This is a genomic window from Celeribacter sp. SCSIO 80838, from assembly GCF_056498065.1.
Genome location: NZ_JAZKMA010000001.1, coordinates 3,642,841 through 3,656,669, shown reverse-complemented (window position 1 = coordinate 3,656,669; position 13,829 = coordinate 3,642,841). Strand labels below are relative to the sequence as shown.

Below are 13,829 nucleotides of genomic sequence, written 5' to 3'. Positions count from 1 at the left end.
GCCCTTGTCGGTGGGAATTTGCCCCGGCGCAAGAGGCGTTACGCGTCCGGGCGGGTGAGGATATAAAGCGCGCCCAAGGCAATCAGCACAGCCTGCACCGCGATCCATTGCCAAGGCACGCCCATCAGCGTGGTCGGTAGAAAACTCAACATCATCATGGAGATCGAGATCACCTTGATCCGTCGCGGGATTGCGCCGGTCTCTTCCCAAGCGCGGATCGGCGGACCGAAATGCGCATGATCTAGGAGCCATTGTCGTAGTCGTGGCGAACCCTTGGTGAAAAAGAACGCGGCGAGGATGAGAAAGCCGGTCGTCGGCATCACCGGCAGCACGGCACCGATGGCGCCCAAGAGCACGCAGAGCCATCCGAGGGCGAGGTGGAGATATTTCGACATCCGGTCCGTCATAGTGTTTTCTAACATATCCCCCTTACCCGATCATTTACGTCGCAGAGCCGCACTGTCCAGCGGTAAGCCCCGGATTTTGCCTATCCAAATGGTCGCACGCGGCCTATAAATGCCGCAGAACCTGCTCTGTTTGAACGTCTTGCGCCCCTGTGGCGCCCCGGGGAAATCGTCATGTCCGATACGCTGTCGCCGATCGATACCGCCAAATTCGTGGCCGCAAGAAAGGCGCTGGATTATGTCGAGGACGGGATGAAGCTCGGGCTTGGCACGGGATCGACCGCGGCTTGGATGGTGCGGCTTCTGGGCGATATGGTGCGCGAGGAAGGGCTCAACATCATCGGTGTGCCGACCTCGTCGCGCACGGCGGAACTGGCCCGGCAACAGGGCATTCGGGTGGTGTCTCTCGACGAGGCGAAATGGCTCGATCTGTCGATCGACGGCGCCGACGAATTCGACCCGGAACTGAACCTGATCAAGGGCGGCGGTGGCGCGCTTTTGCAGGAAAAGATCGTCGCCACGGCGTCGGATCAGATGATTGTCATTTCGGACGTGTCGAAACGAGTGGAGACGCTCGGGCATTTCCCGCTTCCGGTCGAAGTGATCCCGTTTGGCTGGCAAACCACCAAGGCGCTGGTGGAAGAAACGCTGGTGGCGATGGATGTGCTGGGCCAGCAATCGACGCTGCGTATGAGCGGCGATGCGGCCTATGTGACCGACGAGGGCAATCACATCATCGACTTGCACCTCCAGCGCATCGGCAATGCGCGGCAGCTCGCACTTGTGCTCAATCAAATCCCCGGCGTGGTGGAAAACGGCCTCTTCATCGACATTTGCGACAAGGTGATCATCGGCCATGGCGACGGGCGGGTGACGGTGCGCGACATCGTCTCAGGCGAGGAAAGCGAGGATCAGGTCGAGTTTGAAGAAAGCGAGAATATTTTCGCGGATATTGAGTGAACAGTTGCCCCACGCTTTCCGCAGTCGCGGGGCTTTTGGGGTGTATGAGCGCTGTTCGGGGTCAATGACGGCGGCAGCCTAGAACAACTTATGAGCCTATTCTTGGGTGAGAAGAAAATATGTCTGAATTGACCGCAGAATATTGGCTCCAGGAAGAGTTTAGCGGGCTTTCAAAGCAATATCTGATAGACACGCTTCGCCCGCAATTTTCCTCTGCTGCTCAGGGTGAGCCTTTCTTTGAAGGCAACCGGCTTGTACTGATTTTTGAACCTCACAACCATTGCATCGTTATAGAGGACGATCTTAATTGTTTCGGAGCTTTGCGAATTGGTTTTGAAGAATTCTGGCGTGTCCTGGATGAAATCTGCATAGAAACCTGAGGGGTTTGCTTTTCGTTGCTGTTTGAAAGGGCGTATGTCGTTTGGAGGGGGCTTCGATTTTGCAAGGAACCCGTGCAGCTTGCGTGGGGTTTTCCTTTGGCTCCAAAGCCCCTACATCTACCCACGACTTTAGAATTCTTCCAAAAAGGCGGGACTGATGGATTTCGACTATGATCTCTTCGTGATCGGGGGTGGCTCTGGCGGTGTGCGGGCGGCGCGTCTGACGGCGGCTGGCGGACAAAAGGTGGCGATGGCGGAGGAGTTCCGTATGGGCGGCACCTGTGTCATTCGCGGCTGTGTGCCCAAGAAACTTATGGTGTTCGCCTCGCAATATGCGGCGGCTGCCGACGAGGCCGGGAAATATGGTTGGGACATCAAACTCGGTAAATTCGACTGGAAGAGCTTTCAGGCAAAGCTGAAGGCCGAACTGTCTCGGCTCGAAGGCATCTACACCAAGAATGCGAATGCGGCGGGGGGCGAGATCCTGCACCAGCGCGCCACCGTCAAGGATGCGCATACAGTTGTGCTGGCCGATGGCACAGAGAGAACTGCAAAACACATCCTCGTCGCCGTGGGCGGCACGCCCTTCGTGCCGGAGCAGACGCCGGGGATCGAACATGCGATCACCTCGAACGAGATTTTCGACATTCCCGAGCTGCCGAAGAAAATCCTGATCGTCGGCGGCGGCTATATCGCCTGTGAATTCGCCTGCATCTTCAACGGGCTGGGTTCCGAGGTCACGCAGGTCTATCGCGGTGCGCAAATCCTGCGCGGGTTCGATGACGAGGCGCGCGGCCATATCGCCGAGCTGATCTCGGGGCAGGGGATCAACCTGCATGTCGGAACCGACATCGAGCGGCTTGAAAAGCGCAAGGATGGCATCTGGACCAAGACGACGGACGGGCGCGAGGCCACGTTCGACGTGGTGCTTTATGCGACAGGGCGTAAACCGGCGACGGCGGGGCTTGGTCTTGAGAATGCCGGTGTCGAACTGGGCCGTCATGGCGAGATCAAGGTCGATGCGTACAGCCAGACCAACATTCCCTCGATTTTTGCCGTGGGCGATGTGACGGACCGCATTCAGCTGACGCCGGTGGCAATCCGCGAGGCGGTGGCCTTCCACGAGACCGTGTTCAAGGGCAATCCGATGACGCCGGACCATTCTAACGTGCCCTCGGCAATTTTCACCCAGCCGGAATACGGCGCGGTGGGGCTGACCGAAGAGCAGGCGCGCGAAGAAGGCCCGGTCGAGGTTTACACTGCGGCTTTCCGCCCGATGCAGAACAGTTTCATCGAGAAGAACGAGCGCGTGATGTTCAAGCTCATCGTGTGTCAGACGACGCGCAAGGTGCTTGGCTGTCACATCATTGCGCCGCATGCGGGCGAGATGATCCAGCTGGCCGGTGTGGCGGTGAAAATGGGCGCGACCAAAGAAGATTTCGATGCCACCGTGGCGGTGCACCCGACCATGGCGGAAGAGATTGTCCTGATGAAAACGCCGACCCGCGTTCATAACTGACCGGAACAGGCGAGAAAGGCGGGGTGCGACCCTCTCGCACCCTTGAAAATCCGCCCCGGAAGGAACAGGTTGAAACCGAGCCTCGACCCGACGGCATTTTGCCTGCCGGGTCGGACCCATACGTAAAAGAGGAAATGACCTTAATGGCCAGCAACAATGGCGGTCCCTGGGGCGGCGGCGGTGGCAACCGACCGACGGGACCCAGCGGAGGAGACAACCGGGACAACGGGCGTGGTAATAACGGACGCCGTCCGGGCGACCAGCCACAAATCCCCGAGATCGACGAGATGCTCAACAAGGGCAACGAGTACCTGAAAGTGCTCATGGGCGGCAAAGGTGGCGGCACGGGCCGTCCCGGCGGCTCCGGCACCGGTGGTCCGGGGTTCAACAAGGGCACGATCGGCCTTGTCGTGCTGGGCGCCATCGGCCTTTGGGCCTTTTCCTCCTTCTACACCGTGAAACCGGAAGAGCAGTCGGTCGAACTGTTCCTCGGCGAGTTTTACAAAGTCGGTCAGCCGGGTCTGAACTTTGCGCCCTGGCCGCTGGTGTCCTACGAAAAAGTCGTGACGACGGGGGAACGGACCGAGACCGTGGGCGGCACCGGGCAGGACAACACCGGCATGATGCTGACCACCGATGCGAATATCGTTGACATTGACTTCCAGGTGGTCTGGAACATCAACGATCCGGCGAAATACCTGTTTAACCTGAGCGATCCGCGCCAAACGGTGCAGGCGGTCTCCGAGGCGTCGATGCGTGAGATCATCGCGGCCTCCACGCTGGCACCGATTCTCAACCGCGACCGGGGGCTGATCGCCGATAATGCGATGACCCTGATCCAGTCGACGCTCGACAGCTATGACAGCGGCATCACCGTGATCCGCGTCAACCTCGACAAAGCCGACCCGCCGGGCGATGTGATCGACGCGTTCCGCGATGTGCAGGCTGCCGAACAGGAACGGGATCGTCTCGAACGTCAGGCCGATGCTTACGCCAACCGGGTTTTGGCCGGTGCGCGCGGGACCGCGGCGCAGATCGTCGAAGAGGCCGAAGGTTATCGGGCGCAGGTGGTCAATGCCGCCGAAGGTGAGGCCAGCCGCTTTACCGCCGTGCTTGAGGAATACAAGAATGCGCCGGATGTGACCCGCAAACGTCTCTATCTCGAAGCCCTCGAAGAGGTCTATGGCGGGATGGACAAGATCATTCTCGACGAAGGCGGCAACGGGCAGGGTGTCGTGCCCTATCTGCCGTTGAATGAGTTGAAGAAATCCACCGAGGGGGCGAACTGATGAAGAAACTTCCCATTCTTTTCGCCGTCCTTTTTGTGGCGATCGTTCTGGTGATGTCCTCGCTTTTCATCGTGGACGAACGTCAAAAGGCGCTGGTGCTGCAATTCGGCCAGATCAAATCCGTCAAGGAAGAGCCGGGTCTTGCCTTCAAAATCCCGTTCATTCAGGAAGTGGTCTATTACGACGACCGTATCCTGTCGCTCGAGACCCCGGAGATCGAGGTCACGCCCTCGGATGACCGTCGCCTTCTGGTCGATGCCTTCGCGCGCTACCGGATCTCCGACGTGGTGCGTTTCCGTCAGGCGGTGTCCACCGGCGGTGTGCGGTTTGCCGAAGATCGTCTGAAAGGCATCCTCAACGCGCAGCTTCGCGAAGTGCTCGGTGCGGATACGGTCACCTCGAACACGGTGATCTCTGCCGACCGTGCCGAACTGGCCCGTCGCATCCGCGATCAGGCCCGTGCCGAAGCGGCCTCTCTCGGCGTCGACATCGTGGACGTGCGTCTTAAACAGACCTTCCTGCCGGATCAGAACCTTGAGGCCACCTTTGCGCGGATGCGTGCGGAACGTGAACGCGAGGCTGCCGATGAGCGGGCGCGGGGGGAAGAGGCCGCGCAGCGCGTGCGGGCGCAGGCCGACCGGACCGTGGTCGAGCTTGAATCCGATGCGCGTCGTCAGGCGGAGATCACCCGCGGTGAGGCCGATGCGGAGAAAAACCGGATTTACGCCGAAGCTTACGGCGCGGACCCGGATTTCTTCGAGTTCTACCGTTCGCTCGACGCGTACCGTGCGGGTCTGAAAGGCTCCAACACCACCATGGTGATGTCGCCGGACAGCGAGTTTTTTGACTATCTGAAGTCCGATCAGGGCAAGTAAATGGCACTTCTGATCCTCGCTGTGGGATTGGTGCTTTGTGTGGAGGGGCTGGTGCTTGCACTGGCCCCTTCGCGTTTGGAGGACGTCGTGCGCGCGTTTGCGGAACTGCCTCCCACGACGCGGCGCCTCCTCGGCTTGGTGGCCTTGGCTCTGGGCGTGCTGCTGGTGGCGCTGGGGCGGCGCTGGCTCGGTCTTTGAGAGGCGGGCGTGTCATTCCCGTCTTCCGTCACCCTCCTGCCGGAATTCCCCGCAAACCGGAGGCCTTTCTCCTTGTCACACCCCGCTCACATGCTGTTGACTGGGCGCGACAGGGTTTGAGTTGTGCCGCATGGCCCCTATCTGTACCCCGAAAAGGCAGTTGTCGCGTGGGGCCGAGAGCCTCGCGCATCCATACGGAGGACCGAATACCGATGACACAGGCTCGCGCCGTTTCCCTTCCCCTGCGCATGTCCCGCACCGATCTGCGAGCGCTTTTCCTCGCCCTGATCGCCACGGTTGCGCTGATGTTCCAATCCGTCGCCGCAGAGGCGCGGGGCGCGCCGGAGACCTTTGCCGATCTCGCCGAAAAGGTCAGCCCCGCCGTGGTCAATATCACCACCACGACCGTGGTCGAGGCCTCCACCGATCAACAACCGATCGTACCGGAAGGCTCGCCCTTCGAAGATTTCTTCCGTGATTTCATGGATCGCAACGGTCAGGGCAATCCGACACCGCGTCGTTCGCAGGCGCTCGGTTCCGGTTTTGTCATCTCCGAGGACGGCTATATCGTTACCAACAACCACGTGATCGAAGGCGCCGACGAGATCGAGATTGAGTTCTTCGAAGGCTTCACGCTCCCGGCGAAACTCGTGGGCACCGATCCGAAAACCGACATCGCCGTGCTTAAGGTCGACAGCGACAAACCGCTGAAATTCGTGCCTTTCGGTGACAGTGACGTGGCCCGTGTGGGCGACTGGGTCATGGCCATGGGCAACCCGCTGGGGCAAGGTTTCTCCGTCTCCGCAGGCATCGTGTCGCAACGTGGCCGGGCGCTTTCGGGTGCCTATGACGATTACATCCAGACCGACGCCGCCATCAACCGCGGCAACTCGGGCGGGCCGCTCTTCAACATGGACGGTCAGGTGATCGGTGTGAACACCGCGATCCTGTCGCCCAATGGCGGCTCGATCGGTATCGGCTTCTCGATGGCCTCGAATGTGGTCTCCAAAGTGGTCGATCAGTTGAAAGAGTTCGGCGAGACCCGCCGCGGCTGGCTCGGCGTTCGCATTCAGGACGTGACCGATGACGTGGCCGAGGCCATGGGGCTCGACGCCGCCAAAGGCGCGCTGGTTACCGATGTGCCTGACGGTCCCTCGAAAGATGCGGGCATCGAAAGCGGCGACGTCATCCTGTCCTTCGATGGCAAGGATGTGAAAGACACCCGCGAGCTGGTGCGCACAGTGGGCGAAACCGAAGTGGGCAAGGCCGTGCGTATCGTGGTGTTCCGCGATGGCAAGACCCAGACCCTGATGGTCACATTGGGTCGTCGCGAAGAGGCCGAAAATACCGCCTTCCCGGAGGACAACCCCGCCGCCGAAGCGCCGGAAACCGTGCAGATGATGGGCATGACCTTGCAGCCGCTCGACGACACGCTGCGCGAAGAGCTTGGCGTCTCTGCCGGGACCGACGGTCTGGCCGTGGTCGAAGTGGATGAAACCTCCGAAGCCTACACCAAAGGGCTGCGCGCGGGCGACGTGATCACCGAGGCCGGTCAACAGAAGGTGACGAGCCTCACCGATCTCGAAGCGCGTGTGGACGAAGCCAAGGAGGCCGGGCGCAAGACCGTGCTGCTTCTGGTGCGCCGTGCCGGCGAGCCGCGCTTCGTGGCGCTTGGTGTGGGCGAATAACCTATCCGTTTCACACAAACGGACAAAGGCGGCCTTCGGGCCGCCTTTTCTTTTGCGCCTCTGCGGCTGCCCGGTCACTCCTCGCGCGGCACTTCCTTAAGCCCCAGCTGACGCGCAGCGGCGATGGACAGAACCTCGCTGTCCACCCCCTGCTCCAGCTGGTAGGCCTGGATCGCGCGACGTGTGGCGTGGTCCATCTTACCGCTGACTGCACCCTGGAAATAACCGCGCACCTGTAGAGCGCGCTGCACCGAGGAGATGAACTCGGGCGTCCAGTCCTCCCGGCAGAGGGTCTCGAACCACAGCTCCTTGCGTTCGCGCACGATCTCCTGACGGGTCTCTGTTCGATACACCGCCGGGTAAATGACGGTCCCCGCACTGTCGACTTGCGGCGGCTGCACCATGACATGTTCGGTGACCGTTTCGATGATCGCGGGCGTCACATGGCGGGCGTAGCAGGCATTCGGATCAGCCCCCGGCGGCGCGCCGGGCGTCTCTGCTGCGCGCAGGATCTCGTTTTCGGGCGTGCTCACCTGACAGGCGGACAGCAGCATGGCCATCAGGCAGAGCGATACGCTCAGCGACGGACGCTGCCTCGGGCGTACAGGGAAACTCTTATGGATCATGGGTCTGCTCATCTCGCGCCTCTTTGGGCTTTCGACAATGTTAACGCGGCTTTGACGAATTCCAAAGGGTGGAATGCGACCCCGTGCGGTGGACTGTCACGTTCTAGGCCTAAAAATGCGTCGACGCGGGGTTTTCCGTGTTTCGTGCCCGCCCGGACCGCTGGTCGCGACGGAATGCCTCTTTTCTCCGGGCAAGCTGCGCGATAAGTCTGTGGCGACGCTTAAAAGCGACAAGCCAAAGCTGCGAAAAGAGGATGAGCCAATGGTCAAGATCACCTATGTCGAATTCGGCGGCACCGAACATGTCGTGGACGTGCCCGTGGGGCGCACCGTCATGGAAGGTGCGCGCGACAATGGCATTCCGGGCATTGACGCCGATTGCGGCGGTGCCTGCGCCTGTTCCACCTGCCATGTTTATGTGGCGCCCGACTGGGTCGAAAAACTCCCGGCGAAGGACGACATGGAAGAAGACATGCTCGATTTCGCCTTCGAACCCGATCCGGTGCGCTCGCGTCTGACCTGCCAGATCAAGGTGACACCGGAGATCGACGGTCTCGTGGTGAACCTGCCCGAAAAGCAGATCTGATGCTGAAACTGGCCGCCTTGCTCACGCTGGCGGTCAGTCCGCTTTTGACCACGCCGCTTTATGCCGCCCAGATCACCGGGGCGCGCTATGCCGAGCCGACGACGGTCTATGGCCATGGGGCAGTCAGGAACGGTGAATATGCCCGCATGGTGGTCACGCTGGATGACGGCACCACGCGCGCGGCCTCTTTCAAGAAAAGCGTGTTCGAAGATACCGCCCCGCGCCTCCATGATTTCGATGGTGACGGACGGCCCGAGGTCGTGTCCGTGGTCAGCGGCTTTGCCACGGGCGCCTGGGTTCAGGTCTGGACGCTCGACGGCCAAGACCGCCTCGTTCCCGCCAAAGCCAGCGCGCCCATAGGCCAACCCCATCGCTGGCTCGCCATCGTGGGGATTGCCGATGTCGATGGCGATGGGGTGGATGAGGTGGCCTATGTCGACCGTCCGCATTTGCTCAAGGAACTGGTGCTTTTGCCGGTCGATCTGACGGGGGAGGGGATGCTTGTGCCGTCCGTGCGGTTTGCCGGACTGACCAACCATCACCTCGGGTCTGACCGGATCGAAGGCGGGGTGCGCGCCTGTCCGGGGCAGGTGCCGGTGATCCTGACCGCCGATGCGGATTGGACGACAGTTGTCGAAACGCGATGGGAAGACGGGGGCTTGGTGGCACATCCTGTGGCCCGCTATGAGAGCGCTCAGAGCTTTGTGCCCTATATGGCGTGCAACTGACGCCTTTCGGAAACTTCCGACCCTGATCGGCCCGCACCTTCGTTGAGTTTCTGTCGTTTTCCCTCTGGTCCTGCTCGTATCGGCGCGGCAAAACTCCGCGACAGAACCAACCGAAGGCCCGCTATGACCTCCCATGTCTTGACTGTCACCTGCCCCTCGAAACGCGGCATCGTTGCCGCCATTTCCGGCAAGCTCGCCGAGCTGGGCTGTAACATCACCGATTCCGCCCAGTTCGACGATCCCGGTACGGATCAGTTTTTCATGCGGGTGAGTTTCGTCTCCGAGAAAGGGCTGACGCGCGCCGAGCTTGTGTCGGAGTTCACTCCCGTTGCCGAAGATTTCGATATGACATGGGCGGTGCATGACGAAGAAAAAAAGATGAAAGTCGTGATCATGGTGTCCCGTTTCGGGCATTGTCTCAACGATCTTCTCTACCGCTGGCGGATCGGCGCGTTGCCGATCGACATCGTCGCCGTGGTGTCCAATCACATGGATTATCAAAAGCTTGTGGTGAACCATGACATCCCGTTTTATCAGGTGCGCGTGACCAAAGAGAACAAGCCGCAGGCCGAAGCGCGTCTTTTGGAGATCGTCGAGGAGAGCGGGGCGGAGCTTGTTGTGCTGGCCCGCTATATGCAAATTCTCTCGGATCGGCTCTGTCAGAAAATGTCGGGGCGGATCATCAACATCCATCACTCTTTCCTGCCGTCTTTCAAAGGTGCGAACCCGTATAAACAGGCGTTCGAGCGCGGCGTGAAACTGATCGGGGCGACGGCGCATTACGTGACCGCCGATCTCGATGAGGGGCCGATCATCGAACAGGACACGATCCGCGTGACCCATGCGCAATCGCCGGAGGATTACGTGTCTCTGGGCCGTGATGTGGAGGCACAGGTGCTGTCGCGTGCGATCCATGCGCATATCCACCACCGCGCGTTTATCAACGGCAACAAGACGGTTGTGTTTCCGGCGTCTCCGGGCAGCTATGCTTCGGAGAGAATGGGGTGAGAGCCGGTCCGGCTTTGCCGGATTGAAAGGTCCAGTGGACCTTTCAAAGGCTCGAACGCCCGAGCACGCTTGCAAGGGCCGGCAAAAGAGCCTGCCATCAAGAAGGGGCGCTGCCCCTCTGGCTCCGCCATTCACGCCGGGATATTTAAAGACACAAGAAGCACGCGCCCTCATCCGCGCCAGTGCTTTTCAGAGGCCTCGGCGTATCCCTCTGTCCCATGGTCTGGAACAGAGGGCTTCTTCCGTCACGGTCATCGGCGTCCCCGCCTGTACCGTGGCCTCAGAATGTCGCGTTAAGGTTAATTCTGCCTTAAAGGTCTTTCTTTTGTCCGAAAATATCCCGGGGGTTTGGGGGCTGGCCCCCAAGAAGAGTGAGTGTGGGGACTGGCCTCCAACTCGAATGTCATCGGGAAACAAACAGCTTAAAAGAAAAGGCGCGCCGTTCGAGCGCGCCTCTATTTCTGTCGCGACAGCCTTGATCGGGCCTTTTACACCGAAGTTCCAAACCGGAGGGCCATTCGAGCCTTTGGTGCATTTCGCATCATGGTTATGCCACAGGTAAGGTTAAGATAGGCTTAAAGCTTGCCCGATTATGAGAGCGCCCGCCAGCCAATGTCGCTGCGGTTGAAACCTTCGGGCCAGTCGATGTTTTCGATCATGGCATAGGCGCGATCCCGGGCTTCTTGCAAACTGTCGCCGCGCGCGGTGACATTGAGGACACGCCCGCCGGAGGCGACGATCTGGCCGTCTTTCAGAGATGTCCCGGCATGGAAGACCATGTTTTTCGAATCCTCGGGCAGGGCATCCAGCCCCTTGATCATAGAACCTTTTTCATAGCTGCCCGGATAACCGTTCGCGGCCATGACCACGGTCATCGCATGATCCTCGGCCCAGTTCACCCTGGCCTGATCGAGCGTGCCGTCGGCGGTCGCCAGCATGAGATCGAGCGCCTGCGCGCCGAGGCGCATCATCAGCACCTGACATTCCGGGTCGCCAAAGCGGCAGTTGTATTCCACGAGGCGCGGCTGGCCGTCTTTGATCATGAAACCGGCGTAGAGCACGCCTTGATAGGGCATCCCGCGTTTTGCCATTTCCGCCACCGTCGGTTTGACGATCTCGTCCATGGCTTTCTGAATCACGCTGTCGGTCATAACGGGGGCGGGCGAATAGGCGCCCATGCCGCCGGTGTTCGGCCCCGTGTCGCCGTCGCCCACGCGTTTGTGGTCTTGTGCCGTGCCTACGGGCAGGACGTTTTCGCCGTCGCAGAGAATGAACCACGACGCCTCTTCGCCCTCCATGAATTCCTCGATCACGACCTCGGCCCCTGCGCCGCCGAAGGCCCCGCCGAACATGTCGTCGATGGCGGCCAGCGCCTCGTCTTCCGTCATGGCGACGATCACGCCCTTGCCAGCGGCCAGACCGTCGGCCTTGACCACGATGGGTGCGCCTTGATCGCGAATGTAAGCCTTGGCGGCTTCGGCCTCGTCGAAACGCGCATAGCCAGCGGTCGGCGCGCCCGAGGCGTCGCAAATCTCTTTGGTGAAGCCTTTCGAGGCTTCGAGTTGGGCCGCCGCTTTGGACGGGCCAAAGGTCAGGATGCCCGCCGCGCGCAGATCGTCGGCGACACCGGCAGCCAAGGGCGCTTCCGGGCCGATGATCACGAAATCAATGGCGTTTTCCTCGACAAAAGACACGACGGTCGCCCCGTCGTTGATGTCGAAAGACGCGCATTCGGCGATTTTCGCGATGCCCGCATTGCCTGGCGCCACGATCAGCTTGTCGCATTTCGGGTTTTGCATCACCGCCCATGCCAAAGCATGTTCACGCCCGCCGCTGCCAAGGATCAGAATGTTCATCGCGCCTCTCCGCTTCACCTTTGGTTTCGCGCGTTCTAAGGTCAGCGCGAGTTTGACACAAGCACGAGCAGCCCCCGGAGACCGAAGATGTCCGATCTTTTCGAGGATGACAGCCCGAAAGGCACCTCCAACGCCCCGGAGTTTACCGTTTCCGAGCTTTCGGGCGCGGTGAAGGCGATGATCGAGGGCGAGTTCGGCTATGTGCGGGTGCGCGCCGAGGTGGGGCGCGTGTCGCGACCACGTTCGGGGCATTTGTATTTCGATCTGAAAGACGAGAAATCGGTGATCAACGCGGTGAGCTGGAAAGGCCAGGTCGCGCGGATGGAGGTTCAGCCCGAAGAGGGCATGGAGGTGATCGCCACGGGCCGGATGACGACCTTCCCCGGCGGCTCGCGCTATCAGATCATCGTCGACAATGTGGAGCCTGCGGGGGCGGGCGCGCTGATGGCGATGCTGGAAAAGCGCAAAAAGGCGTTGGCCGCCGAGGGGCTTTTCGATGCGGCGCGCAAGAAGCCCCTGCCGTGGTTGCCGGAGGTGATTGGCGTGGTGACCTCGCCCTCGGGGGCGGTGATCCGCGATATTCTGCACCGTTTGAGCGACCGATTCCCGCGTCATGTGCTGATCTGGCCGGTGGCCGTGCAGGGGCAGAAATGCGCTGAAGAGGTCGCGAACGGGATCCGAGGGTTCAATGCCTTGCCCGTGGGGGGCGACATTCCGCGGCCCGATCTGATCATCGTCGCGCGGGGCGGTGGCTCGGTCGAGGACCTTTGGGGCTTTAACGAAGAGATCGTGGTGCGCGCCGCCGCCGCCTCCGAGATTCCGCTGATCTCTGCGGTGGGACACGAGACCGACACGACGCTGATTGATTTCGCTTCGGACAAGCGCGCGCCGACGCCGACCGCCGCCGCCGAATTGGCCGTGCCGGTGCGGCGCGAGCTTTGGGTGACGGTGCAGGAATTGCGCGCCCGGATGGAGCGGGCTTTGAGCGGTGGCGTAGAGCTGCGCAAACAGCGGCTGCGCGATCTGAGCCGGGCTTTGCCGCCGAAAGAACGCTTGCTCGATGGCCCGCGTCAAAGAGTGGACCAGATGGATTTACGCCTGACGCAGGCGCTGATCAACGGCGTGCGCAACCGGCGGCTGGCGCTGTCGGAGGCGGCGACGGTTCTGCGTCCCGCAATGTTGCAAGGCCGGATGCGGGCGCAGGGGGATCGGCTGATGGTGCTCTCGGCGCGCCTCGCCCCCGCCTTGGCGCGCGGGACGGGGCAACACAGGCGCGATCTCGACCGGCTCGCGGCACGCCTCTCTCCCGCTACCATTTCGCGTAATACGGCTCTGGCGCGTCGCGATCTGACGCAGCTTTCGGATCGCTTCACCCGCGCAGCCCAAGGCCAGACGCATCGCTGGCGCGCGGCCTTGGATCAACGGACGGGGATGCTGTCTGCGCTGTCTTACGAAGAGACGTTGAAACGCGGTTATGCGGTGGTCCGCGATGCGGAGGGGGGCGTTGTCACCTCGTCGAAAGACGCGGGTCGGATGCATGAGGTGCAATTCGCCGACGGGCGTGTGCGGATCGGGGGCGGTGTTGCGGCACCTTCGAAATCGTCTAAGCCACGGGCAGAGAAGGACAAACCAGAGCAAGGCAGCCTTTTCTGAGCTGGATGGCAGATGCGCAAATTGAGCGGGTCGATGTCGAGGGGGCGCCTCTTTTCTGG

14 protein-coding genes are annotated in these 13,829 nt (G+C 61.1%); 11 read left to right on the top strand and 3 right to left on the bottom strand.

The window, feature by feature from the left end:
* Positions 1-38: 38 nt before the first annotated feature.
* A complete protein-coding gene (locus tag V1475_RS18325; protein ID WP_434286403.1) occupies positions 39-422 on the bottom strand; it encodes a YbaN family protein in 384 nt (127 codons plus the stop codon).
* Positions 423-578: 156 nt separating this feature from the next.
* Here V1475_RS18325 and rpiA point away from each other — a divergent pair, with 156 nt between their 5' ends.
* From rpiA to V1475_RS18290, 7 genes are all read left to right on the top strand, one after another.
* Positions 579-1,364: a ribose-5-phosphate isomerase RpiA gene (gene rpiA / locus V1475_RS18320; RefSeq protein ID WP_479413884.1), complete on the top strand. Its 786-nt coding sequence runs from the start codon at positions 579-581 to the stop codon at positions 1,362-1,364.
* A 119-nt stretch (positions 1,365-1,483) separates the two neighbouring features.
* A complete protein-coding gene (locus V1475_RS18315; RefSeq protein ID WP_479413883.1) occupies positions 1,484-1,744 on the top strand; it encodes a hypothetical protein in 261 nt (86 codons plus the stop codon).
* A gap of 157 nt (positions 1,745-1,901) precedes the next feature.
* Positions 1,902-3,263: a glutathione-disulfide reductase gene (gor, locus tag V1475_RS18310; RefSeq protein ID WP_479413882.1), complete on the top strand. Its 1,362-nt coding sequence runs from the start codon at positions 1,902-1,904 to the stop codon at positions 3,261-3,263.
* Positions 3,264-3,406: 143 nt separating this feature from the next.
* Positions 3,407-4,552 (top strand): FtsH protease activity modulator HflK, encoded by a 1,146-nt coding sequence (hflK, locus tag V1475_RS18305; RefSeq protein WP_479413881.1) that lies wholly within the window; start codon positions 3,407-3,409, stop codon positions 4,550-4,552.
* On the top strand, positions 4,552-5,427 hold the full coding sequence (gene hflC, locus V1475_RS18300; protein WP_434286407.1) for a protease modulator HflC: 876 nt from the start codon (positions 4,552-4,554) through the stop codon (positions 5,425-5,427). The genes hflK and hflC overlap by 1 nt, the downstream gene beginning before the upstream one ends.
* Complete coding sequence (locus V1475_RS18295) at positions 5,428-5,625, top strand: DUF2065 family protein (protein WP_479413880.1); 198 nt, start codon at positions 5,428-5,430, stop codon at positions 5,623-5,625.
* Positions 5,626-5,837: 212 nt separating this feature from the next.
* The gene (locus tag V1475_RS18290; RefSeq protein ID WP_434286409.1) at positions 5,838-7,313 is read left to right on the top strand and encodes a Do family serine endopeptidase; all 1,476 of its coding nucleotides are present in this window, start codon (positions 5,838-5,840) and stop codon (positions 7,311-7,313) included.
* Between the two features lie 74 nt (positions 7,314-7,387).
* On the opposite strand, the gene V1475_RS18285 is transcribed toward V1475_RS18290, so the two are convergent.
* The gene (locus tag V1475_RS18285) at positions 7,388-7,951 is read right to left on the bottom strand and encodes a peptidoglycan-binding domain-containing protein (RefSeq protein WP_479413879.1); all 564 of its coding nucleotides are present in this window, start codon (positions 7,949-7,951) and stop codon (positions 7,388-7,390) included.
* Positions 7,952-8,201: 250 nt separating this feature from the next.
* Between V1475_RS18285 and V1475_RS18280 the strand changes: the two genes are divergently transcribed.
* The 3 genes from V1475_RS18280 (at position 8,202) to purU (ending at position 10,261) form a co-directional block, all read left to right on the top strand.
* On the top strand, positions 8,202-8,525 hold the full coding sequence (locus V1475_RS18280; RefSeq protein ID WP_066704311.1) for a 2Fe-2S iron-sulfur cluster-binding protein: 324 nt from the start codon (positions 8,202-8,204) through the stop codon (positions 8,523-8,525).
* Positions 8,525-9,253, top strand: a complete 729-nt coding sequence (locus tag V1475_RS18275) for an FG-GAP repeat domain-containing protein (RefSeq protein ID WP_479413878.1) — start codon at positions 8,525-8,527, stop codon at positions 9,251-9,253. Before V1475_RS18280 ends, V1475_RS18275 begins: the two co-directional genes overlap by 1 nt.
* A 123-nt stretch (positions 9,254-9,376) precedes the next feature.
* Positions 9,377-10,261 (top strand): formyltetrahydrofolate deformylase, encoded by an 885-nt coding sequence (purU, locus tag V1475_RS18270; protein ID WP_434286413.1) that lies wholly within the window; start codon positions 9,377-9,379, stop codon positions 10,259-10,261.
* A 590-nt stretch (positions 10,262-10,851) separates the two neighbouring features.
* Here purU and purD read toward each other — a convergent pair.
* Positions 10,852-12,117 (bottom strand): phosphoribosylamine--glycine ligase, encoded by a 1,266-nt coding sequence (gene purD, locus V1475_RS18265; protein WP_479413877.1) that lies wholly within the window; start codon positions 12,115-12,117, stop codon positions 10,852-10,854.
* Positions 12,118-12,204: 87 nt separating this feature from the next.
* On the opposite strand from purD, the gene xseA reads away from it, so the two are divergent.
* Positions 12,205-13,770 (top strand): exodeoxyribonuclease VII large subunit, encoded by a 1,566-nt coding sequence (xseA, locus tag V1475_RS18260; protein WP_479413876.1) that lies wholly within the window; start codon positions 12,205-12,207, stop codon positions 13,768-13,770.
* Positions 13,771-13,829 lie beyond the last annotated feature (59 nt).

Excerpts from the sequence above, each read along its gene's own strand:
- V1475_RS18325 (WP_434286403.1), bottom strand. The coding sequence starts at position 422 with ATGTTAGAAAACACTATGACGGACCGGATGTCGAAATATCTCCACCTC.
- rpiA (WP_479413884.1), top strand. The coding sequence starts at position 579 with ATGTCCGATACGCTGTCGCCGATCGATACCGCCAAATTCGTGGCCGCA.
- V1475_RS18315 (WP_479413883.1), top strand. The coding sequence starts at position 1,484 with ATGTCTGAATTGACCGCAGAATATTGGCTCCAGGAAGAGTTTAGCGGG.
- gor (WP_479413882.1), top strand. The coding sequence starts at position 1,902 with ATGGATTTCGACTATGATCTCTTCGTGATCGGGGGTGGCTCTGGCGGT.
- hflK (WP_479413881.1), top strand. The coding sequence starts at position 3,407 with ATGGCCAGCAACAATGGCGGTCCCTGGGGCGGCGGCGGTGGCAACCGA.
- hflC (WP_434286407.1), top strand. The coding sequence starts at position 4,552 with ATGAAGAAACTTCCCATTCTTTTCGCCGTCCTTTTTGTGGCGATCGTT.
- V1475_RS18295 (WP_479413880.1), top strand. The coding sequence starts at position 5,428 with ATGGCACTTCTGATCCTCGCTGTGGGATTGGTGCTTTGTGTGGAGGGG.
- V1475_RS18290 (WP_434286409.1), top strand. The coding sequence starts at position 5,838 with ATGACACAGGCTCGCGCCGTTTCCCTTCCCCTGCGCATGTCCCGCACC.
- V1475_RS18285 (WP_479413879.1), bottom strand. The coding sequence starts at position 7,951 with ATGAGCAGACCCATGATCCATAAGAGTTTCCCTGTACGCCCGAGGCAG.
- V1475_RS18280 (WP_066704311.1), top strand. The coding sequence starts at position 8,202 with ATGGTCAAGATCACCTATGTCGAATTCGGCGGCACCGAACATGTCGTG.
- V1475_RS18275 (WP_479413878.1), top strand. The coding sequence starts at position 8,525 with ATGCTGAAACTGGCCGCCTTGCTCACGCTGGCGGTCAGTCCGCTTTTG.
- purU (WP_434286413.1), top strand. The coding sequence starts at position 9,377 with ATGACCTCCCATGTCTTGACTGTCACCTGCCCCTCGAAACGCGGCATC.
- purD (WP_479413877.1), bottom strand. The coding sequence starts at position 12,117 with ATGAACATTCTGATCCTTGGCAGCGGCGGGCGTGAACATGCTTTGGCA.
- xseA (WP_479413876.1), top strand. The coding sequence starts at position 12,205 with ATGTCCGATCTTTTCGAGGATGACAGCCCGAAAGGCACCTCCAACGCC.